This is a genomic window from Bellilinea caldifistulae (assembly GCF_001306055.1).
Classification (GTDB): domain Bacteria; phylum Chloroflexota; class Anaerolineae; order Anaerolineales; family Anaerolineaceae; genus Bellilinea; species Bellilinea caldifistulae.
In genome coordinates this window covers 123660-148620 of sequence record NZ_LGHJ01000016.1, presented here as the reverse complement: position 1 = coordinate 148620, position 24961 = coordinate 123660, and the positions used below count along the sequence as shown (strand labels likewise).

The window sequence follows — 24961 nt, the reverse complement described above, 5'->3', positions numbered from 1 at the left end:
TTGAATTCAATTTTCACGGCAGGGTTGCCTGGCGTATAGAATTTCTCCATGATTTCCTTTGCTTGCAGCGTTTCAATAGCTCGATCATCTTGTTATCCTTTCTGGACAGTCCCAGGTATACTCAGTATCGCTGTATCCCATTCGCGCCGCGATATCATCATCTACATAGCCATCTCCAATGTACGCTTCATCGAGCGCGCGCTCGATGAGGCAGAAGTATCGGTTGTCTCTCCATCTGAGCGCGCACCGCTCACAGTTTCGATGACGCCAATCAGCGAATTGCGTGCCGGTGTCAAATGTTTTGATGCGCATAATTTCCTCCAGAATGCCGGTTACGCTATCCGGCTCGGCGTGCGGGAGGCTCGCCGCCGACGCTGGCAAAGACTAAATCGGCAATTTTTCCTGCCCAGTCTCCGCCAGATACTGTTCAAGCGCAGCATTTGCCTCCGCTGCGGCGTGTTCATCCTGAGGGATGTATGCAGTCGCTTGATTTGAATATTGCGGCTTAAGCCATCTGTGCAGCGCTGCCGTCAATTGTTTATCCGTCTCGCGCAGCGATTCCTTCCCGCACAACCAGTTAAGAAACATCTGCCGCTTGTCCTTCGACATATAGATGTATTCCAACGTGGCCGCCACCTCGGAAATCATCTTCGCGCTTGCTTCCGGTAGTTTCTCCGCCGCTTCAAACAGATGACTTTTCAACTGTTCCGGCGGATAAGGACGCGCACCGTTGGTTTTCCCGCTCACAACGACCGGCTGCGGTTCGATGACCTCATCCGCTTCCTCCACTTCTGGTGCGTTCACCTCCCAGCCATCGGGTTCTTCCGCTTCGATGTAATCTTCATCTTCATCATCTTCGTCTGCCTGTATCCCGGTCGGCAAGGCGGCTATGGCTCTGCTGGCATCTACCACACCAGAGGCCAGCCGCAGGGCTTCAGCGTTCATGCCCAGCAGTTTCTGCTCGCTCCATAACGGATCGGCCTGGAACTGCACCAGCCATTTTTCCCGATAGGTGCGATTGCCGTTCTCATCCGGGCACATGATCTGCACCGGTTTGCGCGACACAATCAACGGCACACCGGCCCAGCGGTGGCCGGTCAATTCCCACAATGCCAGCAGCTGCTCGCTGATGTTGATCGCATCGTAGATACTGGATGAGCGCAGTAAGACATACGCCATCTCGCGTAGCTCGCGGATCACCAGTTTGACCCGGGTGATCGGCTTGCAGTACACGGGCAGTTGTCTGGTTTTGCCGTCCTTACCGGTGTAGGTCATGGTGTATTCCGGCGTGCTCTTGTCGTATTCCGCCGGCTCACCGGACGATAACCAGTACCCGTCCTTTGCCAGCACTTCACCGTTGCGCGGATCGGCTTTGAAAAGATAGTAATTTCTGGCCGGGTCCAATCCGGCCACCGTCCCGGCCCGCGCTACCATGCGTCCTTTGTTGTAGGCTTCATACCAGATGCTAACCTGGCGGTCAAAGTCGTTGAACGGAAAGACTACATTCAAGCGGCGCGGCTGCGGGCCGTAATATGACTCGAATTTTTCTTTCAAATCCGGCCGGCTGGCATCGAATTCCACACGGAAGTATGTCAAATCCCTGCCGGGGGATTTTTCACCTTTCGGCGCTCCCTTGCGGATAACGCCGATCTGTGGAAAAGCCAGCCCGCGGTCGGTCAATCCTGCAATTGGCATCTTACCCTCCGAATAACTCGTCAATCAATTCGTCTGCCGTCTTGCCAGACTGCGGCAGGTCTAAAATTTCCCGCAAATTGGCGCGCGCTTCCCAAAGCTCTGCCTGTGATTCCTGCCGCCGGCGTTCGGCATACGCTTTGGTCACAAAGGTTGTGCCGCTGCACTTCCCGTCAACCGCGCGGGCGCACACCACTTCGACATAGGGCGGCTTGCCTTCTTCGACCCTGTAAAAGCTCATCAGGTGGCCCCAGCAAACCGCACAAACATAATGGTTTTGCACCCGGCTTGCTTCACCTGGGTCTAAATATTTTTGTCCACGATTTTCAACCATTTTTTCTCCTTTCGTGATATAATGGGATTACCTGGGTCCACTGTCCACGGTGGACTGAACCGCCCCCGCACAGGGCGGTTTTTTATTGCAAAAGTTCGTAGCCGGTGTTCCGCATGTAGCGAATAACGTCTGCCAGTTTTTTCAACTTCTCCTTGACAAACGCGGTCACGTTCGTCCCATCGGGCGCTTGGATATACACCCCCCAGCCGCGCTCAGTCCAGCAAATGTACGCAACTCTTCCGTTCATTGGGTTGATCATGCGCACCTCCGGGCTGTCGGCGCACTGTGAAGCGGCGTATGCTGCTGATCCGTGTTTGGCTATGGCGTGGTATGACAATACCGCCATAGTGATGACAATCAGCGTCAGGACGATCGGGTACGGCGAGAGGGTTTTTGAATTAGACATCGTCATAGTTGTCATTTTCCATTTCCTCCGCCTTCTTCAGGTTTCGCACTTCGTCTAACACCGCATCCCACACGTCCAGATTTCCGTTTGCCAGCGCCTCGATCCAGTCGGGCAGAAGCCGCCGCTCGTACTCAGCAATCAAGTACATGGCAGCGAACTTTAGTGAACGGTGTGGATACGCATCTTCAAGTGCGTCGCCGATGATTTCAACAATTTCGTCCAGCGTCATTGGTTTTTCCTCCAAGTACACCCATCCACACTGGGTATAGATTTTTCTGTATTCCACTTAACACCTCCGCCGCACATCAGGTCGGCCAAACTTATCGCGGATTTCCAGATCGCCGTATTCAATGTTTCCAATCGGACGAATGCGTCCTTTGCGCTCGTCCTCGAAAATTTGCTTTACCTCGTCGAAATCGACAAATCTGTTGCGGTGAAGCAATTCCTCAATGTGTTCTTCATCGCCACTTCGAATTGCGCGCCGCAAGCCATACTCAGTACTCCAACTCATCGGCATAATCTTTTCTCCTTTCTACGGTCTTGTCTGCGCGCCTTCCCGTTCCAGAAGACGCAGGATGGTTTGTAGTGCGTGTATCGCAATAGCCAGTCTGCGTACTCTTTCTATTTCGGTCACCTCCTTTTCCAGCAATGGCTCAATGGCCCGCAAAGCCCGGATGGCTTCCTCTGCGCTCCGGTCTCGCGCTTCCTTCGCGCTGTTAGGCCACTCACGCGGTTTGGTCATCGTTTAACCTCATCCAGCATTGCCCGCTTTGCCTCATCCCGCCGGCGCAGGTATCGCACAATGGAGCCAACAATCATCGGCGTACCGGTGGCTACAAATGCCAGCAGGGTCAGCAGTGCAGCATGGATACTCAGTATCGCAACGCCAGCCAGCGTCATGGCTACGCCGAAAGCCACAATCAGGCTCAAGAAGCCCTCGGTGTAGCCCCGGCGTTCCAGCCATGCCACGAGGCTGTTGTAGCCAATGCCGAACAACAACAGCCCAAGCAAGACCGCCGTAATCACGCCGTAATCCAGCCGAATTTCGCATGTCATACGCGCTCCTGTACAATGGCTTCATGGATGGATTTGAGAGATTGTTTCACCTCGGATATGTGCGTAATCGCTTGGTTCAAAGCACTCCTGGCGGCGGTGAAGCCTTCCGGGTCGTGGGTATATTCGCCATAATCCACCATCTTGCGCGCGGATTCAATGAGGTCTTCAATTGTGTTCAGGGATTGAATAATGGTTGTATTCATCTATTCCCCCTTCTTGACCTCTTCGCTCGCCAGCATTGCATCCGCCACCGAAATTGCCGGATTTGGCTGCGAGTACCGGCGCGCCCATTCCTGGCGGATGAGCCAAGCTACCTCCATTGAAATCGAGCGCATGTCTTCTTCAGCCAACTGTTTCAGCATGCGTTCAACCTCTTGATCGCTTGTCCTGATGTAAAAGTCCGGCATTTGACCTCCTTTGTTTTCTAAATGTCAACGCTTGATGACATTATACAGAAATATAAACAAATTGTCAATACGTGTTTACGGTTTGACATCCAAAAAATACGCAAATTATGACAAACTGTAATCAGTTATGGACTTTTCAGATTGGCTATTGAATGAAATAAATAAACGAGGGTGGTCACAGGCTGAATTGGCTAGACGGGCAGGTATTCCTAGACAAATTATTAGCAATTACATCAATAGACAAAGAGAGAAGCCAGATAGTGACGTTTTAGTGTCCATCTCTCGCGCGCTGAATCTACCCCCCGAAACCGTCTTCCGTGCCGCCGGTCTGCTTCCGCCGGTTTCGCCAGATACTGAGTATCAAGAGCAGTTCTTTCACTACCTTTCGCAACTTTCCCCCGATGAGCGTCAGGAAATACTAGAACTTCTGCGCTTCAAGACAGAACGCCAAAAAGACAAAAAACCACCCTCATCCACACCGAGCCGGGCAACAAAACCGGCTCGAAGTGCGTTAAAAGAGAAATAGAACTGGTGTTCTAACAAAGGAAAATCCAATGTCCAAAAAAATACCCGTCACTTCCGTAAACCCAATTCTGGATATGCTGAAAAAGGCGGTCTCCGTTCAGAATGGACCGGATATTTACTGTAACCATGCTCAAATTCATCTTTCAATCAACGATATGATCATTGATTTATCTCTTAACTCCCGAAATTGGCGACAAGCTTCTAAGTTGTCCCGCTATGATCTGCTTGTGGATACTGAAACAAACGACCACATCCCTTGTCAATACCTCGAACCTTAAAATTCCCAAAAACGACCACAATTACATGACTGTACACGAAGGATGTGGTCGAATTTTGGCGGATAGCTCAGTAGGTTAGAGCACATCCCTTACAAGGATGGGGTCGCAGGTTCGAGTCCTGTTCCGCCCACAGCAACCTAGAAGCGGCCGCGCATGGATTGTCCATAGCCGGTCAATTCAACATACCCATAACCGCTGACAATCTGTTCTCCAATTTTCCCCTCCGCATATACTGCTCCTTCCCAATAAATATACGAAACCACCAATTCTTGATCGGAGACAAGCGGCCGAAGGTCAAGAATCAGATCAACCGATGGAATCCGAATTGACCACGCCGATGGGTACACAGCACCGGTTTTTGGGCTTTTCCATTGGTCCTTTACTTCAACCAAAAATTGATCTGATGTGAATTGTCGCGTTTGACCATCCGGTAAAATAAGGGTTGCGCTTGAAAAACGGTCTATACTCCCATCGGATTTCCTCAACGTGAACAACATGAGTTCCATGTCGTTATTCAATTGCAGGGCAAACCAATCCCATCCAACCTGATCCTCCCCCAAAGCACTGCTGCTAAACTCATGATCCATCCAGCTCAACCCACTCACTTCAAATTGTTCGTTTAAAATCCGGATCTCTCCACGGGTTTCCAGTCTGGTCTGACTGATGTAGTAAGATGCGTTACCGGCTTCCTCGCCCTTACGGCTATAACCACGATCCCCTTGCAGTATCTCTCCTTTCAAATTCCTCAATTCCAGTTCAATCGCCACCTGATCGGTTTTGGCTTTCATCTCATACTGGTTGTCCCCAATTTGAACCACCTGCCAGTCATCCAACCAGACTTGATAGGCTGGTTCTCCAATCGCTTGCGCAAGGCCGGCTGCACCCCGTCCAATTTTCTCACTGGCGTAAAACTGGTCGTTTTCAACATCGGTGAACCCAAAATGGGCCAGGTAAACCTGTTCAACTCCCCATTCGGAAGGCCGGCCTGTGCGCATATCCGGCGGTACAATTGCCCGGCGGAAGAAAGTTAACTGGTACCCGAAGCGTCTGCCCGTTTCGCTTGCCAGATTACCGGTGTAATACCACCATTCGGTTTGAAAATCGTTGTGCGCGCCGTGATCTTTGGGAAATTCAAACACCATTGGGGCTTCTGCGCGAACGAATTTACCCTCGCCGGGCAAATTCAATTCCCCGATAATGCTGGTTTGCACCGCCGCCGATCTTTCCTGTGAGGCAAAACCCCATCGCCACCCCAAAACCAAAGCGAACAATCCCAAGCCCACCACCAATACAGTTCTTATCTTATTCATAACGAATTGCCTCCGCTGCTGAAAGGCGGTTCATTTTGATTGCCGGAAGAATTCCCGCCGTCAAAGCCGCCCCCAGTGCAATAAAAATTGCCAGAAAAAATGCCATTGGATTGATGGAAAGCAAAATTGTCCAGCCAAAGGATCTCAAATTAATTACCTCAATCAGAATAATTGCCAGGACAAAGCCTGTTGGTGCGGCCAGCAATCCGGCAATCAATCCCATCAAACCGGTTTCCAGCATTACCAAACGCCATAATTCCTTACCGGTTACTCCCAAAGCCTTCAAGATTCCGGTTTCGCGCTGCTTCTCAATTTGCAGTAAAGAAAGCGTGCTGAGAATGCCGATGACCGCGACAAGGGTTGCCAGAATCCGCAATGCAGATGTAATCGCAAAGGTGCGGTCGAATACTTCCATCACATCCTCCCGCAAGGTTGCGTTCGCCCGAACCAGCAAGTTTTGATTGGTTTGTAAACCTGCCCGGATCTGCGCGGCGGCTTCGTCCGGATTGATACCGTATTTCAAACGCAGCCCAATTGCGGTAATTGCATCGTCCTCCCAGTATTGACGATAAACATCTTGCCACATCAATACACTGCCTTCGCTCGAAGCATAGTCATAATAAATTCCCGCTATCTGGAAGGGACGCGAGCCTTTGGGGGTCTGAAATTCGATCCGATCGCCGACTTTTAATCTTGCTCGATTCGCCAGAGGTTCGGAAATAATTACCTTTCCTTCCTGCATCGCCAGTGTAATCTGATCGGCACTCCCAACGGCTTCTTTGAAGATCCGCTCAGCGCCAATTTGAGGGTTGAAAGTAGCCGAGAGATTGATTTCTCCCACCTGACTGATTGCTCGGGTTGCCCTCAGTGTGTCCAGCCGTTCAATATCATCCCGCATCTTTAATTGCTCAACGACCAACGGATCTATGGGGAGGAAGGACGAATTGGCATTAAAACCCGGCACAGAGATGTAAATATCGCTCTGCAAGGTTTGTTCAAGCCATTGCGTAACGGTAAAACGGAAACTGTCAATCATCAGACTCACCCCAATCGTTACTGCAACTGCCACCATCAAGGCAGAAACCGCAACAGCCGTCCGGCTGATGGAGTTTAATAAATTTCCGGGCGCCATATTTCCTAAAAATCCAAATGTTTTTTCCAAAGCGGGTCTCAGAACAGTCAGTAGCAACTTCATGAGAAGAGGCGAAAACATGGCCAGACCGACTACAACCAGCAAAGTCCCCCCAAACCCAAACACCAGATGATTACCCGGAACCTGAAATACGAGGTATCCGGTGATGCTCAATAAAAGCCCTCCCGCAGCCAGCAACCAGATCACCGATTCGGCTTTTCTTTCCAGACCAGAACGAGATAACGCCAATCGCGGCTCAATCGAGGCAGCTTCTAAAGCTGGCGGGATCGCAGCACCAAGAGTAGCCAGCACACCGACAATCCCACCCTTGATTAAACTTTCTACCGGGATGCCAACGGTTTGAACAGTAGTCGTGAAGTAAAGGTCATTGATTGTCTGGGAAACCATCCCGACAGTGTTTCTACCCAGCAAAACCCCCAGCAGTATTCCTAAACCCGAGCCAATCAAACCGATGATGAATGCCTCACCGCTGACAAGGAAGAAAAGCTCGCGGCGGGTTACCCCAAGACAACGCATCGCGCCAAATAAATCCCGGCGCTGAACCACCGAAAAGGTCATGGTATTGTAAATCAGGAATAAACCGACCACCAGTGCCAGTAAAGACAAGGCCGACAGGTTCAATTGGAACGCCTCAGTCATTTGACGGACACTACCCTGTCTTGCTTGCACCGTTTCCAACCGCAAGTCAGGTGGCAGCCGGGATTGGATTTTTTCAATGACCGCAAGATTTTGCGAGGGCAGGATCAGATCAATACGATCAAGGTAACCCACCTTGCCACTGATCTCCTGAGCCGTGGCAATATCGGCGATTAAGACACCCTCCAGACTGCGTGCTGCTAATCGGTCACTCGGCTGCAATACACCTGCAATCCTTACTGATTGTTGCCGGCCGGCTGCTTCAATGACCAGCTCATCTCCCACCTTTAACCCTGAACGTTCAGCCAGAGTGGTAGAGACCATCACGGTTCCCGGCCGGGTGAGCAATTCAAAAAAAGCCTGCCCGCTGAACGAATCGGGCATCCAATAATCCCGAAAAAGTCGGTCAACAAATGGATCAATCCCCAATAGTTGAAACGCCTGGCCTTTGATGGTTGGGATCGAAACATAGGTAGACACAATTGGGGCTGCCAGATTCAGCGTTCCGGATCTCCGCAATTGAGCATACACATCGTCTCGAATTCCAATACCAGAAGGGATAATCTGATGAGTGGCCTTGCCGGTGATCACCTCGGTGCTGAGTTCAAAAGCCCGGCTGGCGCTGGCATTGGCAAGGTCTATCGAAACCATTACCGCCACCCCCAGCGCAACTCCCAGCAAGATCAAAACACTCTGCCACGGCCGGCGCAGGAGCGTTTGAACAGCAATTTGAAGCAAACTATTTGGCAGCCACAACCTCTTTGGATTACTCATAACGCTCGACCAATTGCCCATCTTTTAAATCCACCACTCGATCAGCAATCGCCGCCGCTTCACGGCTGTGGGTAACCATGATCAGGTTTTTATTCATTTGCCGCGTCAGGCGGTCAAGCAAGTCCAGCAACCTGGCGCTGTTTACTTCATCCAGATTACCGGTAGGCTCATCGGCTAAAACCAGTAACGGGTCATGCACTAACGCTCTGGCAATCGCAACCCGCTGTTGTTCACCCCCTGAAAGACGATCCGGATAGGCATTTTTGCGCGAGAGCAATCCCACCTCATCCAGCAAGGCTTCCGCCCTCTCCAGGCCAGTCCGGTCTGCCTGTTGATTTAAGTCGAGCGGCAAGAGGATGTTCTGCCAAACCGTGAGAGTGGGAATGAGGTTAAAAAACTGAAATACAAAACCAATCTTTTTTCGGCGGAAAAGCGTACGCTGATTTTCGTTCAGTTCATTCAAGTGAATTCCATCAATGATGACCTGTCCCTCATCCAATCGGTCGATTCCGCTCAAGACATTCAATAATGTGGTTTTTCCACTTCCACTTTTACCGACGACTGCCAGCATTTCACCTTTTGCCAGCGTTAAATTTACCCCATCCAAAATAACGTGACGTTGCCCACCTTCAGCATAAGTTTTCTTTAAGTTGATTAGCTGAATAAAATCGGCGCAATGATTTCCATTTGCGGAAATACGCCAAATTTTCGAGTTTTCAATGACGCGTTTCATCTTTGTGATTTTCCTTTCGTCACCACGCTGAATTGATTGTAATGAAAATTAACCAGATTGTGAAAATACTGTACAAAGCCGCTCAAAAAAAAACGGGCTTCCGCCCGTTAAATTCATTTTATATTCCAAACATCCTCTAAAACCATCGTTGCCTGATGAAAATAAATAAAGCAACTCCCACCATGAAGAGGGATATTCCTAGAATCAATTCCCAGGCAATGGGATTTTGCTGCAAAGGAAGTTCCACGTTCATCCCGTAAAAACTGGTAATCAAATTGGGAAGGCTAACCAGAATGGTTACCGAGGCCAGGATTTTCATTACCACATTTAAATTGTTAGAAATGATCGAAGCAAAGGCATCCATCATACTGCTCAAAATGTTTGAAGAGATATTCACCATTTCAATCGCTTGTTGATTCTCGGTAATGACATCCTCCAACAAATCCTCATCATCGGGATACATTCGGAATAATTGTGTCCGCTGCAGTCTTTCCAGTAGAAGTTCATTAGCCTTTAAGGCAGTTGTAAAATACACCAGGCTTTTTTGATATTGAAGCAATTCCAGTACTTCTTTGTTTTGTTGCGATTGTTGTAATCGGTCTTCTGTCTGCTCCACGTTCCGGTTTATTTCCCTTAAGTATGCAAGAAATTTGGATGCATTACTCAATAATATCCGCAGTACAAAACGGATGCGTTTGCCGGTTGACAAACCTCTCACCCGCCCGCTTTCAAATTCGCGGATAATGTCCGTCTGCCAGCGGCACACGGTAATAATATATTGGTCGGTCAGAATAATCCCAAGGGGAATAGTAATGTAGGGAGCATCCGCTTTGGGACCTTGATAGTACGGAATACGGATCAAGATGAGCATTTTTCCGTCATCTTCCCGCTCGGTTCGGGCTCGCTCATCCAGATCAAGGGGATAGGTCATAAAATCCATCGGAATGCCTTCAACGGTGAGGCGTTCAATTTCATCCGGTGTAGGATCCACGACATTAATCCAGCAGTTTGGAATGAAATCATCCAGTTGGATTAAACCATTTTCAGTGCTTTTATAAATTCTGATCATAACCCCTCGCTAAAGATGGGATGGTTCAAATCAATTTTACTACCGACAAGGAATTTCAGAATTTTTATAAAATATTTAACTTTCCGTGCTATAATTCTATTGCTCCGGGGATGAACGGTCTCGACGGGAGAGGCTGATCCCGGACTGCGAGCCGAGAGGTGCGGACCTCGTAAAATCAGCACAAAAAATAAGTGCCAATCGCACAAACTACGCTGCTCTTCCTCTGGCTGCCTAAGCCGAGCTGAGCGCAAATGGTCTCCTCGTGAGGCCACGTCTGTCTGCTCCGCTGCCTGACCGGTAGCAGAACAGGCGTGACAAAGTCAGGCTGCCGCATTCTTCGCCGTGCAGAATGCGAAAGAGGACTTTCGGGTCCGAGCGGCTGGCGGTGGATGTGTTCTGTTGGTCAGCGCATCCACCGTGAGAACAAAGACCAACTACGCTCGTAGAGGTTCGTGGGTCTAATCTTTCGGACGCGGGTTCGATTCCCGCCATCTCCACCTCTCCAACAAGGACACTCAAAGAGGGTGTCCTTGTTTGCTGAATACTCATTCCGCCACACAGATGAAACCTTTCAGGTAAGCGCTTTCCGGGAAGTTCAAAGCCACGGGATGGTCGCCGCTCTGACTTAGCACTTCGATTATCTTGGCATTCACTCCGGCATCGAGGGCAGCGTCCGCCACAATTTTTTGAAACAAATCTCTGCTAACCCCGCCAGAGCAGGAAAAAGTTACCAATATACCCCCGCTTCGCAACAACTTAAACCCGAGCAAATTAATATCCTTATAAGCCCGCGCTGCCTTTTGAGCCTGCGCAGAAGTTGGAGCAAATTTCGGCGGGTCTAAAACGATCAGGTCAAACTTCTTGTTCCGATCCCTTAATCGTCGCAATTCCTCAAATACATTTGCTTCCAGCCATTCATTTTTGGTGGGGTCAAATCCATTTAACTTTAAATTCTCTTCTGCAAGATGTAAGGCGGCCGCCGAAGAATCAATGGACAGAACACTTTTTGCTCCGCCAGCCAGTGCTGAAAGGGTGAAGCCTCCTGTGTAACAAAACGCATTCAGCACTTCTCGATCTCTCGCCAGGTCAGTCAAGCGTTTGCGATTCTGGCGCTGGTCAAGGTAAAAGCCGGTTTTTTGGCCGCCCATCACATCAACCCAGTATTGAATGCCATTCTCAATAATCTTGAGACGCTGCGGAACGTCCCTGCCTCTGATAACCCCTTCGCGGAAGGGCAACCCCTCCAGTTGCCGAACTTCTACATCTGAACGCTCTACGACCGCTTTGCAGCCGGTAATTTGCTGAATCTGATCAACAATGACATCCCGCCAGTATTCCGCTCCAGCGGAAAGAATCTGAACCACGGCTGTTTCGGGGTACAAATCCACAATCATGCCGGGCATTCCATCTGCCTCTCCATGAATCAAACGGTATGCGTTAGTTTGCTCATTGAGATTGAGTACCTCGCGTAATCGAAGGGCAGCCTGGATTTTTCGCATAAAAAATTCAGGATTAATTACCTCGTTTGGATTAAAACTCCAAACCCGAGCACGGATCGAGGAATGCGGACTGTATGCAGCCCAACCCAATCGCTCTCCCCGATCATTGCAAACTTCGACCGTCTCACCGATTTGTGGATCACCCGCCACAGATGCCACCGCGCCGGAAAAGATCCATGGATGACGCTGAAGGATGGATTTCTCTTTTCCAGCCTTGAGGATAACTCTCTTACCGCCCATGGTCTAGTCGCCATTCCATTTCGCCAGCCATCTTTCTCAGAGTTGATTCATCAATGATCTTGACTCCTAATTCCCGCGCCTTTTCCAGTTTCGACCCGGCATTCTCCCCAGCAACCAGATAGTCGGTCTTTTTGGAGACACTGTCGCTGACCTTTCCACCCAACTTTTGGATGTATTGTTTCACCTCTTCGCGCGTGAAACCGGAGAGTGTTCCGGTCACAACAAAAGTCAAATTTTGAAAAGGTTGTTTTTCGGTTGTGGGAGTAACTTTTTCGGCAACCGGCCAAACCCCTACTGACTTTAACTTTTTCAACAATTGACGATTCGATGGACGATTAAACCAATCCACAATCGCTTGAGCGATGTTTGGGCCAACGCCTTCAATTTGCTGCAATTCTTCAAAAGTTGCGCGACTCAGTTCATCCAAATCGGAATAATACCTGGTCAAATCGTTTGCCAGAACTTCGCCAACACCTCGAATGCCCAATGCAAAGATCAATCGCTGGAGCGGCCGGTTTTTGGAATCCTGTATGGCCTGGAGCAGGTTTTCCGCCTTTTTCTCAGCAAACCCTTCCAGTTTCAGCAAGTCTTCTTTCTTCAGCCGATACAAATCAGCAACATCCTTCACCAAACCGGCGGCAATTAACTGTTCCACAATTTTTATCCCCAGCCCGACAATATCCATCGCTCCTCGTGAAACAAAATGCTCCACATTGCGGATCAATTGGGCAGGGCAAGCCGAATTGACACAATACCAGGCAACCTCCCCCTGCACATGTTCAACCGGTTGACCACAGGCTGGACAGGTTTTAGGCGGCTCAAAAACTTTCTCCTCCCCCGTTCTGGCATCCGCTACCGGCCCAATCACATACGGAATGACATCCCCGGCCCGTTTGATCAAAACCCGATCACCGATGCGGATGTCCTTTTCGAAGATATAGTCGAAATTGTGGAGCGTTGCCTGCTTGACAACCACACCGCCGATTTCAACCGGTTCTAACACGGCTGTCGGAGTCAACACCCCAGTTCTGCCCACGTTGATTCCGATATCCAGCAGACGGGTTGTCACCTCGCGCGCCGGGAACTTGAAAGCCAAAGCACCACGCGGGTCTTTCCCAACCACCCCCAAATCTGCTGCAAGCCGTAAATCATTGATTTTGATCACCATTCCATCGGCTTCATAGGACAAGGTATCCCGTTTGTCTGCCCATTCCTCGCAAACCCGAATAGCCTCATCAATATTTTTGCAATAAGTGACTTGATCGCTGACCGGAAAGCCCCACTCGCGCAAGCGTTGGAGAGTACCCCATTGGGTGTCAGGCACAGGTTGATCGCTTTGAACGATCTGATAAACCAGCAATCGAAGCGGACGCGAAGCAGTTAATTTTGGATCCAATTGACGTAATGATCCCGAAGCCGTATTGCGGGGATTAAGATAGGGCTTTTCGCCCTGCTCAATCAAGCGTTGATTGAGGATTTCAAAATCCCGGATATTGATAAACGCCTCACCCCGTACAACAATGCGGCCTTCGGCTGCCGGGCCATCCCGGTTAACCGGAATACGAATGGGAAGGGATTTTATCGTCCGCAAATTGGCGGTGATGTCTTCCCCAACTTCACCATCACCTCGGGTAGCGCCCAGCACAAATTGACCATCATGGTAATGAAGCACCACGGTTAATCCATCAATTTTCGGTTCTACCACGAAATCGGTACGCAGAACTCGCTCATCCAGTCGAACCAACCGTTCAAACCAGGCTCGCACATCAGCCGCACTGAATCCGTTTGCAAGGCTCAATATCGGCGCAGGATGGCGTACTTTGACAAACCGCTCGAGTGGTTCAGCCCCCGCCCGCTGACTGGGCGAATCGGGAGTGATCCATTCGGGATGCAGAGCCTCAATTTCCAGCAATCGCTGCATCATCCGGTCATACTCCCAATCACTGATGATCGGAGAATCTAAAACATGATACCGGAAGGAATGGTAGTTTAATTCTTGTTTGAGCCTTTCGTATTCCTGCTTCAAAGCTTCTTCTTCCATGCCATACTCCTCCCAACCGAATTATAGCAGGAAGGTAAAACCAATAATTGAATTTCTCGTATACAATCAAAGGTAAAAAACGTAAATATCGTGTAATTTTCAGACTACGAATATGAGTTTTGTCAAATTGTCATCCCCTTTGGAAAATGTTACACTGAATTTTGATTGGAGGTGACCATGAGCGCATGGAAAATTATTGCTTTGATCGTCGGCGGAATTTTGATCTTTTTCGGGGTGTTGTTCATCTGGGGTTCTACCGGCGATCAGGGTTCATTGGGTTGGATTCCGATTGGGGTTATAACGGTGGGGATTGGCTTAGCGCTGGTATTCTTGGCTACGCGAAAATCAGCCAAACCCGACGAAACCAACGTTACTCTGAAAATTGATCTGCCCGGAAATGTAAATATGGATGCCATCAAATGTCGTTCCTGTGGTGGAACTTTAAAGCCGGAAGACATCAAAATGGTCGCCGGAGCGCCCGTAGTCACCTGCCCTTACTGTCACACAACCTATCAGTTGACCGAGGAACCGAAATGGTAAGCCGGGAGGGTGAGATGCGAACTCTTCGTCTCTTTTTCTTATGGTTGATCATTGCATTGATGCTCGGTATGAGCATCCAGCCTGTCCATGCCCAAAATCTGTCCTTTGAAGTTCCCAAACAAGAGGTGGTTGTTTTTGTCAATTCAGATGGCAGCGTAAGCCTCGACTACACCATTACCTTCAAAAACCTGCCCGGCCGGGATGCGATTGACATCGTAGATATTGGTCTGCCCAATTCAAACTACGACTTAAAATCCATTTCTGCCGAGATTGACGGAAAGCCAGCCACCCTCATCCGCCCTTCGGAGTATGTCAATCCGGGTGTTGAAATCCATTTGGGAAGTAATGCCATCCAGCCTGGACAAACGGGAACTCTGCATGTGTACGTTGGAAAAGTCGAACGCGCATTGGGTAAATCCACCCTGCAAGAAGCCGAAGAGTACGCCAGCCTGGTTATTACTCCAAATAATTTCGACCGGAATTTCACTCGCGGTACCACCGAATACTATTTCACCATTGTACTACCGACCGGTTTAAAACCCGAAGAACCCCGCTACCATACCCCATCCGGCAACTGGCCGGGCAGCAATGAACCGGTCGAGTCGGGTTTTGACAACCAGGGTCGGGTTTATTACACGTGGTACGCTGAAAAAGCCAACGTCTATACCCCTTACAAATTTGGGGCTTCATTCCCCATTCGTCTCGTACCTGCTCAGGTGGTTGTCGCAACCGAAACGCCCAATCTTCGCACAGTTGACTTTGAGGCGATCATTGGTACATTATGCACAGCTGGCTTTGTGGGATTTTTCTTCATTATCCCCATTTTATCGGCTGTAGCGGCAAATCGGCGCAAATTACAATATTTGCCGCCCAAAATTGCGGTTGAGGGCCATGGCATTAAACGCGGTTTGACCGCCGTAGAAGCCGCGGTCCTGATGGAGCAGCCTCTCGATAAAGTGTTAACCATGATCCTGTTTTCAGTGTTGAAAAAAGGGGCTGCCATCGTTGAAAGCCGGGAACCGCTCGTCTTGAAAATCAGTGATCCATTACCCGAAAATCTCCAACCCTACGAGATGACATTCCTGGAGGCTTTCAAGCAGACCAACAAAAAGTTGAAAGAAGCGAAACTTCAAGATACCGTCATTGGGTTGATCAAATCGGTTTCAGAAAAAATGAAAGGCTTTAGCCGCAAAGAAACCATTGATTATTACAAAACCATCATGGAAAAAGCCTGGCAGCAGGTTGCCGCCGCCGAAACACCCGAAGTTAAGTCGGATGTCTATGAACAGGTCATGGATTGGACGATGGTTGATCGCCGTTGGGATGACCGAACACGGGAAGTCTTCCAAAGCGGACCGGTGCGAGTTCCCACGTGGTGGTGGCGTTACGATCCCGTAATTCGCAGTGCTCCTTCCACCAGTGGCGGCGGGATGGCAAAAACCACTATCCCGACCCCTACAGGCGGTGGAAGCGTCACTCTACCGAAACTGCCCGGTTCAGACTTTGCTGCCTCCATGGTCAAAGGCGTTCAGTCCTTCTCTAGCGGTGTATTAGGCAATGTCAACACCTTCACAGAAAGGATCACGAATAAGACCAATCCACCGCCCAAACCCTCCTCTTATAGCGGGCGTTCCGGAGGAGGGGGCGGAGGTTGTGCATGTGCCTGCGCTTGCGCTGGCTGCGCTTGCGCCTGTGCTGGCGGTGGACGGTAATCAGGAGATTCAGGATGTCTTTCCTCTCAACCCGCTGGATTGAAAAATTGCGCAGAACTTTTTCCTCCTCGGAAGTTCATTTTCCACCGCCAGCCGGCCTTTACTCCTTTTTGATTGAAGAGAATGGCGGAAAAGCCCGCCTTCATTTACGCATTGAAAGTGATCAGAGCGGAACATTACTGATCAACGCCAGCCGCATTTATCATTTCAACCCATCGGCAGCGCTCATGGCCTACCTTGCTTTGAGTAAAATTCCTGAACATCAGGCGATTGGCTGGCTGACGCGGTTATTTCAGGTTTCCCGTCAACAGGCAACTCAGGACTACCTTTCGTTTGTCGAACAGCTCCGCTCATTGATCAACCCGGAAGGCGTTTGTCCGGTTTGTGATTTGGAAATTGAAACTATTCCGCCATTTACAAAACATCCCAGCCGGCCGTACCGCATGGACCTGGCAATTACTTACCGGTGCAACAATGCCTGCGCTCACTGTTATAACGCCCGGTCACGTGCATTCCCAGAAAAAGATACCCAATTCTGGTATTCAGTTTTGGATAAACTTTGGGAAATCGGCATCCCTCATATTGTGTTTACAGGAGGCGAGCCTACCCTTCGCGACGATCTGCCTTTGCTGATAGCTCATGCCGAACAAAATGGACAAATCACCGGCATTAACACCAACGGAAGACGCTTGAAGGATGTTTCTTTCCTCTCCCAATTGATTGACGCCGGTCTGGATCATGTGCAAATCACTTTTGAGTCCCACATTCCAGAGATTCACGATCGAATGGTATTGCATAAGGGAGCATGGCAGGAAACCCTCGATGGTTTGAAAAATGCCCTACAATCCAGGCTTTTTGTGATGACCAACACAACTCTCCTGAAAGACAATGCACCTCATTTAAGCGCTACACTTGATTTTCTGGCAGAAATTGGAGTGCCTACTGTGGGATTAAACGCTCTGATCTACGCCGGGCGTGGCAAAAATGTCAATAGTGGCATTCCGGAAAATCAACTGCCCGCCCTGCTGGAAATTGCCCGCGCCAAAACCGCCCAAAACAACCAACGCCTAATCTGGTACACCCCAACCGAATACTGCAATTTTGACCCTGTTCAAATGGAATTGGGTGTTAAGGGCTGCACTGCCGCGCTCTATAACATGTGCATTGAACCGGATGGCAGTGTACTTCCCTGTCAATCCTATTACAGTTCGTTGGGAAATATCATCACCGACTCGTGGGATCAAATCTGGAATCACGAGCTGGCACAATCGCTTAGAGAACGCCGAAATCTACCCGCCAAATGTCACGATTGTGCATTAGTGGTTGAATGTGGTGGCGGATGTCCTCTCGCCCGCGAATCTTTACAAACTCCAACAAATGTCATCCACTAAAAGCAGAGGTGGCCATGTTCAATCGAATTCGAGAGACTATCAATCGCATTTTTCAACCCGTCCAACCACTGGAAGCGGGGATTTATACTTTCATTGCCCCACCCGAAGCCGCCTTTCCCTATCGTCTTCATCTCCGAATCGAGGGGGATGGGAGCGGTGTACTCATCCTCAATGCCTCAACGGTGCTTCACCTCAATCAGACGGGGGCAGAGTACGCCTATCACCTCATCCAGCAGCATACTGAAGAAGAAGTCGCCAGTGAATTATCCAAACGATATCGGGTCAGCAAAGAACAGGTCCGGCAAGATTTCATCTCATTCCGTGACCGGTTGATGACTTTGATTGAAACAACCGACCTCGATCCGGTTACATATCTGGAATTTGACCGCGTGAATGTGCATGAGCGTCGGTTGAGTGCTCCGCTACGGCTGGATTGCGCCTTGACTTATGCTACCCCTACCCCCCGTACCACCGGTTCTACCCCGCTTGAAAGGGTAAAGAGGGAATTGCTGACCAAAGAATGGCAAACCATTTTGGAAAAAGCATGGAACGCTGGCATTCCACATGTGATATTCACGGGCGGTGAACCGGCTTTACGCCCCGATCTAATTGAACTGGTTGAATTTGCCGAAAGGATAGGAATGGTAACCGGTGTGCTGACCAGCGGATACCGCTTCTCCGAGCATAAATTTCTTTCGGATATCCTTCAGGCAGGTCTCGATCATTTGATGATTGTGCTGGACGAACAGGAAGAATACTGCTGGGAAGCCATCCGAGATTCGATTGCATCTGACCTTTTTGTAACGGTTCATCTGACCATTTCCGTTCGTAATCAGAATCGGCTGAACGAAATCCTTGAAAAACTGGCAGAATTGAATGTTAAATCGCTCAGTCTTACGATTGAAGACCCTTCCTTGAAACCCATCCTTCAACAAGCGCAGGAGCATGCGTTTGCTCACCAGATGTCCCTTGTATGGGACTTACCAGTACCTTACTCCGAGTTAAACCCCATCGGTCTTGAATTACAAACCGAAGGACAGGCAGAATATTTTGACGGCGCTGGCAACGCCTGGCTTTACGTTGAACCCGATGGAGATGTACTACCTGCGCAAGGTAAAACCATTCTTCTTGGCAATTTCCTCACCGATGATTGGGCAACAATCTGGCAAAATGCTCAAAAATTGAATCAGACCGAAGCATGATAGACTGGCATCAACGCTATCAACAACAGGCCCGGTGGACGGCTCAACTACGCGCATACCTGATCCAAAAAGCCGGAATACAACCCTTAAATCGGGTATTGGAAGTTGGCTGCGGTAGCGGCGCAGTATTGCGAGAATTTTCAGGCGAAAACGGTATATTTGGACTGGATATAGATTTCTCGAGCCTGCAAATCACTCAGACTTTGCTGCCATCCGCCTCACTGATTTGTTCAGATGCTCATTACCTGCCGTTTGTCTCGAAGAGCATGGATTATTGCTTTTGTCATTTTTTTCTGATGTGGGTCAATGGAGCAAATGTCCTGCAAGAGATGATTCGCATCACACGTAGCGGTGGCGCGGTGATCGCCATGGCTGAACCGGATTACGGCGGCAGGATAGATTATCCATCCTCCCTGAGTGCGATTGGAAAATATCAGATTCAATCATTACGCGATCAAGGCGCAGACCCCTTCACCGGTCGAAAAATTCGTGCCTGGTTCGAGACGGCGGGGTTAATTGACATCGAAAGCGGGGTTATGGCTGCTCAATGGACAAAAGATCAACCTCATCCGCAGGAGATTGATCTTGAGTGGTCGGTCATCCGCTCAGACCTGGAAAATTATTGCAAACCCGAAGAAATCGAAGCACTAGAAAAAGCCGACCGCCATGCATGGCTGGAGGGAACACGTGTCTTATTCGTACCGACGTTTTATGCGATTGGCTTTGTCCCCTAAAAAATTTACTCCAAATTTATGGATACCCATCAACAAAAACCCTATATTCAGATGAGCATGAACAATTGCAAACAGGAGAACAAGATGTCACTGATTAAGTGGGAAGATCGTTATTCGGTAAAAATTTCCAAATTTGATCAACAACACCAGCAGCTGGTCAACTTGATCAATCAACTATACGAAGCCATGAAGGTCGGTAAAGGCCAGGTAGAATTGGGAAAAATACTTGACGAGCTGGTTGACTATACTCGCAGGCATTTTTCCAGTGAAGAGGCGCTCATGCTCAAGCACGCTTATCCTCAATACACCCAACACAAGGAATCTCATGATCGCCTGACTCAACAAGTAATGGATTACAAAAATCAATACAAGGAGGGCAAAATCGGCCTGAGTGTCCAGATGATGAATTTCTTGAAGGAGTGGCTGGTCAACCACATCCTCGATGAGGATAAAGCCTACACCAATTTTTTTGAATCCAAAGGCGAGAAATAAAATTACCGGTAAAAGGTTGCCAAAACAACGGTTTGGGAATATAATAACCCTCGTCCATCGGGGCGTGGCGCAGTCCGGCTAGCGCGCTTGCATGGGGTGCAAGAGGTCGGAGGTTCAAATCCTCTCGCCCCGACTTAAATAACCCCTACCAAAAAAAATGGTAAGGGGATGTGTTTTAATTTTCCAGATCAATCCCATTCAATTCCTGTAAAAGGCTAACACGCTTCCCCCAGCCAGAATCATAATCATCCCTGCGACTTGCAAGAATGACGGCCTTTCCCGCAGCACACTCCACGAAAACACTACCACAACCAGCGGAGAAAGATCTGCGATTGCTTTAATCACAGCCGGATGACCGGTTTTCAAGGCAGTGAGTAGAAACAGCCATTGTCCAATTACGAAAATCAATCGGCCGGCGGTTAACAGGAGATTGAAACCATTAATCCATCCCAGGTCAGGTTTGATGAGCACCCACGAAACAACGCTGATGACTACTGCCCGGAGAAAATAATAAGTGAAGGGATTTAGAAAATTTCCAAGAAATAAATCCTTTACGAAAAACATGCTGATGCTAAACAAAAAAGCCGTTCCCAAGGGAAAGACGAACTCTTTTGTCGGAAAACTTTTCTGGGAAACAGAATACTTCCGCAATCCCACAAGAATCATGATGATCCCGAAGGTGAATAAACCTACCGCCAGAATCTGACCTGAACCAGGGTTTGAACCTTGATACAAGAAAAGCGGTGTCAGAGCCAACGCAAACAGCGGAGAAACTGCCAGCAAGCCGCTTGCCGTCACTGCATCCATTCTCTCGAACGAACGAAAGTAACCATAATTTGCCAGTCCATCCAAACTGATTGCGCCTGCCAACAGAATCAAACCTTTGGTGTTCAGGTTGAGATGGAAAAACCACGGAGTAGCCGGAAGTAACATACCGGCCATCAAAGCAAAATTAAAACTGAGCATGTTGCGGGTCTGACTAACCGAAACCAACCGCCGCGCAAAAAGGTTTGCCAACCCGCCCGAAACTGCCGAAAAGACAGCCAGTATTACCGCCGACATATCAACCATTCTACCTTCAATCATTCAATACAAAATAAAAATCACACCCGAATCATTGGTATAATTTTCCCACCATGGGAATCCGATTATCTCGCCGAGAATTTCTTAAGCTATGTGCCGCAGCAGGTCTGGCCGGCCTGGCATTTCGCCCATTTTCCGGTTTTGAGGAAGATAATCAAAAAAACGACCTGATCCGCATCACCGTTCATTCGGTCAGTGTTTATGCTCAGCCCAACGATAAAAGCCAAATCTTGTTTCAGCGCTTTCGGGATGAGTTAGTCAATGTCTACTACGAGATCGAATCAGAAGCCGGCCCCGGCTACAACCCGTTCTGGTATCGAGTTTGGGGCGGCTACATTCACCGCGCCAATACCCAGCGGGTAAGAGTGCAGTACAACCCCATCGCTTCCCAAATCCGCGAAGGAGGGCAGCTCGCCGAAGTGACCGTACCTTATTCCCAGGCTATGCGGTACACCTCTTTTGAGGGCTGGCAAACCCTTTACCGCCTGTATTATGAGTCCGTACATTGGGTCACCAGTATAGACGAAGGCCCGGATGGCGAAGCCTGGTACCGAATCCTGGATGAATTATTGAAAATTGAATATCATGTACCAGCATATCATCTTCGCTTAATCCCAGACGAAGAACTCGCTCCCATTTCTCCGCAAGTCCCACACCATAAGAAACGCATCGTTGTCAGCCGCGGCCGCCAAACAGTGACCTGTTACGAAAACGACGAAATCGTTTTTCAGACTCGCGTGTCCACCGGCCTGAACTATAAGCCCGAAGGTGAGATCCCATGGGAGACCCCGAAGGGCGAATTTAACATTTATTCAAAAATGCCTTCAAAACACATGGGCGATGGACGCCTAACCGGAAATCCGGAGGATTACGAACTTCCTGGTGTGCCCTGGACATGTTTTTTTGAACAAACCGGGGTTGCGTTTCATGGTACCTACTGGCATCAGGATTTTGGCACCCCTCGCTCGCACGGCTGCGTTAATATGCGCACCGAAGAAGCCAAATGGCTCTTTCGCTGGGTTCTACCGATTTCAGAACCAGGCGACATGGAAAGGCGCGGTTACGGCACCCGCGTTGTGGTCGAATGAGCATTTTTACGGAAAACTGGCGGTTCTTTCAAGCCGATAAACTCCCGAAAAACACGGTTTGCCAAAAGCCATGCCTGCTGAGTAAGACGCAAACGCCGCTGATCTGAGCTGCCTGCCCATTTCAGCAAACCTTGCCTGGTCAACCTGGCAATTTGATCCCCAAATACTTCCTCTAACTCAACTCCAAATCGTTGAGCGAAAGAAGCCGCCTCGACCCCCTCGTTCAGCAAGCGAAGGCTCACCATCATTTTTTCCTGCATTTGCGTCCACAAATCCAGTTCACCCACCTGTTCAGCCGCCGAAGAGGCCGGAAAGGGCATTTCTACTGAAAAATTCATTCTATCAATATATGCTTTTATCCCCCTCACATTAACCGTTCGATGGTTTTCCAAAAAGCCATGCGCTCCTGCTCCCACACCGATATAGGGCAGGTAACGCCAGTATTGAAGGTTGTGTTGGCACATTTTTGACCGGTCACCGGTTTTCAACGCCCAATTAGAAATTTCGTAATGCTCAAACCCGGCTTCTTCCAGTATCTGGCAGGCATATTCATATTGATCAGCCGCCAAATCATCATCCGGTACATTAATCAAACCCCGCTCCACCCATTTCTTGAACGGCGTTCCATGTTCAATCGTCAATGCATAAAGTGAGAGGTGATCTGGCTTCAAGTCCAATGCAAAGTGGATGGATTTCTTCCAGCTATCCATAGTCTGTCCGGGAATACCAAATATCAAATCGAGGTTAAGATTTTCAAACCCGGCCAGACGTGCCGATGCGACGGCTTGGATGACCGCAATCGGATCATGCTCTCTCTCCAGCAGTCTCAACTCGTGGATGTTCGCACTTTGCATCCCCATACTGATCCGGTTAAACCCCGCCCTTCGCAATTCAGACAAACCCTCGCGATGTACTGTTCCGGGATTTGCCTCGATGCTGATTTCACAATCATCCCTAATCGGGAACACTCGCCGACAAGTATTGAGAATTTCTCGCAACCCCTCAACCGGAAGGTAGGATGGCGTTCCACCCCCTAAAAATATCGTACCAATTTCGTGGGGGAAGTTTAACTTTACCGCCACCTGTTCAATTTCTGCCTGCAACGCTTTGAGGTAGGCCGGTATCAGGCTCTCCTGACCAGCGTAGGTATTGAAATCACAATAGGCACACCGATGGCGGCAGAAGGGAATATGTATATAAAGACTGATTTTGGTCGGCATTCCTCATAGCATACCACATTGAAAAATTCCGTGCAAAAACGATTTTGCCCTTGTCAAATTTTTGAATGTGTTATAATCTCTTGCGCCGGGGGTTTCCCGGTGATTGGATTAAAATAGAGCCTATGAGTCCTGAAGAACTTACCTCAAAAACCAAAATTTGCCCAACCTGTGGGACAAAATTAAGCATCAATGCAACCCGATGCCTGGTGTGCGGCCGCCAATTCAATCCAGAAAAAACAAACTCTTCAACGGAAGGGAAAAAGAAAGCGGATCTTGTTGAAACTCCGCGAATGCCCCAACTAACCCTCTCACTTCCGGCGGCGATTGGTTTGATCCTCTTGCTGCTTGGGATTGGTGCAGGGACAGTTTTTGCCGTGTTTCAAGCCTCTGCTCCTGCCGTAGCAGACAATGCAACCCCAAGCCCCACCGCCAGCCTTACCCCCACAATTACCCTGACCCCCACAACCACCGAAACGCCTACACCGCAGCCCACCTTCACCCCCTTACCACCTCAAGAGTATCGCATACAACCCAAAGACACATGTCTGACCATTGCGTACAATTTTGGTGTTTCGGTCAACAGTATCATCCAACTCAACAAACTATCACCCGCCTGTGACAATTTGGTCCCCGGCAACATTCTGCTAATTCCACAGCCGACGCCAACCCCCTCACCGCAGCCCACCAACACACTCAGCCCCCAACAGGCAACCGAGGTCGCCTGTCAAATGTTCCCGTATAAAGTACAAAGCGGAGATACCCTGAGCGGCATTGCTCGCAACTACAATGTTTCGGCAGATGCCATCAAATCCTACAATGGCTTACCTTCGGATGTGGTCTATGAAGGGATGACGCTCAACATTCCGCTTTGCGAGCGTCTGCCGACCCCTGGCCCCACCCCAACTCCCACAAATCCACCACCTTATGCAGCCCCCAACCTCCTGCTTCCGGCTGATGGCGCTGTATTCACCGCAGCAAACGACTCGGTCACCTTACAATGGGCATCGGTGGGCACCTTGCGTCAAAATGAAGCCTACGCCGTGAGCGTGGAAGATATCACCGAAGGGAAAGGCCGGCGTCTGACCGAGTACGTCACCGATACCAAATTCATCGTACCGTCCTCCTTCCGTCCCACCGACAACACTCCCCATGTGTTACGCTGGTATGTAGTCCCTGTTCGGCAAATTGGCACTTCCGCAGACGGAAAACCGATTTATGATACCGCAGGTGCTGCCAGCACTTCACGGACTTTCGTGTGGTGGAGCGCCGGAAGTGCACCGCCTTCCCCAACCCCCTGAATCGAAAACGGGTGCGCTCTCGCGGAGGCGCACCCGTTTTATCATCCA

Annotated in this window: 26 protein-coding genes, 2 tRNA genes and 1 other RNA gene; 12 read left to right on the top strand and 17 right to left on the bottom strand. The window is 49.4% G+C overall.

What is annotated here, in order from left to right:
- Positions 1–384: 384 nt before the first annotated feature.
- The 9 genes from AC812_RS10635 to AC812_RS10595 all read right to left on the bottom strand — a co-directional run bounded on the left by AC812_RS10635 (position 385) and on the right by AC812_RS10595 (position 3895).
- Entirely contained in the window at positions 385–1695 is a 1311-nt protein-coding gene (locus AC812_RS10635; protein WP_061915970.1) for a recombination directionality factor, read from the bottom strand.
- 1 nt (position 1696) lies between these two features.
- Entirely contained in the window at positions 1697–2026 is a 330-nt protein-coding gene (locus AC812_RS10630; protein WP_061915967.1) for a hypothetical protein, read from the bottom strand.
- An 82-nt stretch (positions 2027–2108) separates the two neighbouring features.
- Positions 2109–2447, bottom strand: a complete 339-nt coding sequence (locus AC812_RS10625; RefSeq protein WP_145962549.1) for a hypothetical protein — start codon at positions 2445–2447, stop codon at positions 2109–2111.
- A complete protein-coding gene (locus tag AC812_RS10620; protein WP_145962548.1) occupies positions 2425–2661 on the bottom strand; it encodes a hypothetical protein in 237 nt (78 codons plus the stop codon). The genes AC812_RS10625 and AC812_RS10620 overlap by 23 nt, the downstream gene beginning before the upstream one ends.
- Before the next feature lie 57 nt (positions 2662–2718).
- Positions 2719–2943 (bottom strand): hypothetical protein, encoded by a 225-nt coding sequence (locus tag AC812_RS10615; protein ID WP_145962547.1) that lies wholly within the window; start codon positions 2941–2943, stop codon positions 2719–2721.
- A 21-nt stretch (positions 2944–2964) separates the two neighbouring features.
- Positions 2965–3174, bottom strand: a complete 210-nt coding sequence (locus AC812_RS10610) for a hypothetical protein (RefSeq protein ID WP_061915955.1) — start codon at positions 3172–3174, stop codon at positions 2965–2967.
- Positions 3171–3488 carry a hypothetical protein gene (locus AC812_RS10605; protein WP_061915952.1) on the bottom strand — a complete coding sequence of 106 codons (318 nt, stop codon included), beginning with the start codon at positions 3486–3488 and terminating at the stop codon, positions 3171–3173. The genes AC812_RS10610 and AC812_RS10605 overlap by 4 nt, the downstream gene beginning before the upstream one ends.
- Positions 3485–3691: a hypothetical protein gene (locus AC812_RS10600; protein WP_061915950.1), complete on the bottom strand. Its 207-nt coding sequence runs from the start codon at positions 3689–3691 to the stop codon at positions 3485–3487. Before AC812_RS10600 ends, AC812_RS10605 begins: the two co-directional genes overlap by 4 nt.
- Positions 3692–3895, bottom strand: coding sequence for a hypothetical protein (locus tag AC812_RS10595; RefSeq protein ID WP_061915947.1), 204 nt, complete (start codon positions 3893–3895; stop codon positions 3692–3694).
- A gap of 127 nt (positions 3896–4022) precedes the next feature.
- Here AC812_RS10595 and AC812_RS18275 point away from each other — a divergent pair, with 127 nt between their 5' ends.
- Positions 4023–4421 (top strand): helix-turn-helix domain-containing protein, encoded by a 399-nt coding sequence (locus AC812_RS18275; RefSeq protein ID WP_061915944.1) that lies wholly within the window; start codon positions 4023–4025, stop codon positions 4419–4421.
- A gap of 334 nt (positions 4422–4755) precedes the next feature.
- A tRNA-Val gene (locus AC812_RS10585) sits at positions 4756–4828 on the top strand.
- 7 nt (positions 4829–4835) lie between these two features.
- Here the strand turns inward: AC812_RS10585 and AC812_RS10580 are convergent.
- From AC812_RS10580 to AC812_RS10565, 4 genes are all read right to left on the bottom strand, one after another.
- Positions 4836–6008, bottom strand: a complete 1173-nt coding sequence (locus tag AC812_RS10580) for a lipocalin-like domain-containing protein (protein WP_061915938.1) — start codon at positions 6006–6008, stop codon at positions 4836–4838.
- Positions 6001–8571, bottom strand: coding sequence for an ABC transporter permease (locus AC812_RS10575; RefSeq protein ID WP_061915935.1), 2571 nt, complete (start codon positions 8569–8571; stop codon positions 6001–6003). The genes AC812_RS10580 and AC812_RS10575 overlap by 8 nt, the downstream gene beginning before the upstream one ends.
- Positions 8564–9304, bottom strand: a complete 741-nt coding sequence (locus tag AC812_RS10570) for an ABC transporter ATP-binding protein (RefSeq protein WP_082149048.1) — start codon at positions 9302–9304, stop codon at positions 8564–8566. Before AC812_RS10570 ends, AC812_RS10575 begins: the two co-directional genes overlap by 8 nt.
- Positions 9305–9440: 136 nt before the next feature.
- Positions 9441–10373 (bottom strand): magnesium transporter CorA family protein, encoded by a 933-nt coding sequence (locus AC812_RS10565; RefSeq protein WP_061915932.1) that lies wholly within the window; start codon positions 10371–10373, stop codon positions 9441–9443.
- Between the two features lie 106 nt (positions 10374–10479).
- Between AC812_RS10565 and ssrA the strand changes: the two genes are divergently transcribed.
- Positions 10480–10873: a transfer-messenger RNA gene (gene ssrA / locus AC812_RS10560) on the top strand.
- Positions 10874–10918: 45 nt separating this feature from the next.
- Here the strand turns inward: ssrA and AC812_RS10555 are convergent.
- Together AC812_RS10555 and ligA are read right to left on the bottom strand one after the other, a co-directional pair.
- Positions 10919–12112, bottom strand: coding sequence for a class I SAM-dependent rRNA methyltransferase (locus tag AC812_RS10555; RefSeq protein ID WP_061915929.1), 1194 nt, complete (start codon positions 12110–12112; stop codon positions 10919–10921).
- Positions 12102–14153, bottom strand: a complete 2052-nt coding sequence (gene ligA, locus AC812_RS10550; protein ID WP_061915926.1) for an NAD-dependent DNA ligase LigA — start codon at positions 14151–14153, stop codon at positions 12102–12104. Before ligA ends, AC812_RS10555 begins: the two co-directional genes overlap by 11 nt.
- Before the next feature lie 177 nt (positions 14154–14330).
- On the opposite strand from ligA, the gene AC812_RS10545 reads away from it, so the two are divergent.
- The 7 genes from AC812_RS10545 (at position 14331) to AC812_RS10515 (ending at position 20357) form a co-directional block, all read left to right on the top strand.
- Positions 14331–14693: a hypothetical protein gene (locus AC812_RS10545; protein WP_061915923.1), complete on the top strand. Its 363-nt coding sequence runs from the start codon at positions 14331–14333 to the stop codon at positions 14691–14693.
- A gap of 14 nt (positions 14694–14707) precedes the next feature.
- Entirely contained in the window at positions 14708–16405 is a 1698-nt protein-coding gene (locus AC812_RS17995; protein WP_061915921.1) for a hypothetical protein, read from the top strand.
- Between the two features lie 14 nt (positions 16406–16419).
- Positions 16420–17796, top strand: a complete 1377-nt coding sequence (locus AC812_RS10535) for a radical SAM/SPASM domain-containing protein (protein ID WP_061915919.1) — start codon at positions 16420–16422, stop codon at positions 17794–17796.
- Positions 17797–17810: 14 nt separating this feature from the next.
- Positions 17811–18998, top strand: a complete 1188-nt coding sequence (locus AC812_RS10530; protein WP_061915917.1) for a radical SAM protein — start codon at positions 17811–17813, stop codon at positions 18996–18998.
- Positions 18995–19732: a class I SAM-dependent methyltransferase gene (locus tag AC812_RS10525; protein ID WP_061915915.1), complete on the top strand. Its 738-nt coding sequence runs from the start codon at positions 18995–18997 to the stop codon at positions 19730–19732. Before AC812_RS10530 ends, AC812_RS10525 begins: the two co-directional genes overlap by 4 nt.
- Positions 19733–19816: 84 nt before the next feature.
- Positions 19817–20224, top strand: coding sequence for a bacteriohemerythrin (locus AC812_RS10520; RefSeq protein WP_061915911.1), 408 nt, complete (start codon positions 19817–19819; stop codon positions 20222–20224).
- Between the two features lie 58 nt (positions 20225–20282).
- Positions 20283–20357: transfer RNA gene (locus AC812_RS10515), tRNA-Pro, on the top strand.
- Positions 20358–20422: 65 nt separating this feature from the next.
- Here the strand turns inward: AC812_RS10515 and AC812_RS10510 are convergent.
- The gene (locus AC812_RS10510) at positions 20423–21286 is read right to left on the bottom strand and encodes a DMT family transporter (protein ID WP_061915909.1); all 864 of its coding nucleotides are present in this window, start codon (positions 21284–21286) and stop codon (positions 20423–20425) included.
- 74 nt (positions 21287–21360) lie between these two features.
- On the opposite strand from AC812_RS10510, the gene AC812_RS10505 reads away from it, so the two are divergent.
- Positions 21361–22395: a L,D-transpeptidase gene (locus AC812_RS10505; protein ID WP_061915905.1), complete on the top strand. Its 1035-nt coding sequence runs from the start codon at positions 21361–21363 to the stop codon at positions 22393–22395.
- On the opposite strand, the gene hemW is transcribed toward AC812_RS10505, so the two are convergent.
- On the bottom strand, positions 22368–23615 hold the full coding sequence (gene hemW / locus AC812_RS10500) for a radical SAM family heme chaperone HemW (RefSeq protein WP_061915902.1): 1248 nt from the start codon (positions 23613–23615) through the stop codon (positions 22368–22370). The two genes, AC812_RS10505 and hemW, sit on opposite strands and share 28 nt — an antisense overlap.
- Before the next feature lie 290 nt (positions 23616–23905).
- On the opposite strand from hemW, the gene AC812_RS10495 reads away from it, so the two are divergent.
- Positions 23906–24913 (top strand): LysM peptidoglycan-binding domain-containing protein, encoded by a 1008-nt coding sequence (locus AC812_RS10495; protein WP_145962546.1) that lies wholly within the window; start codon positions 23906–23908, stop codon positions 24911–24913.
- Positions 24914–24961 lie beyond the last annotated feature (48 nt).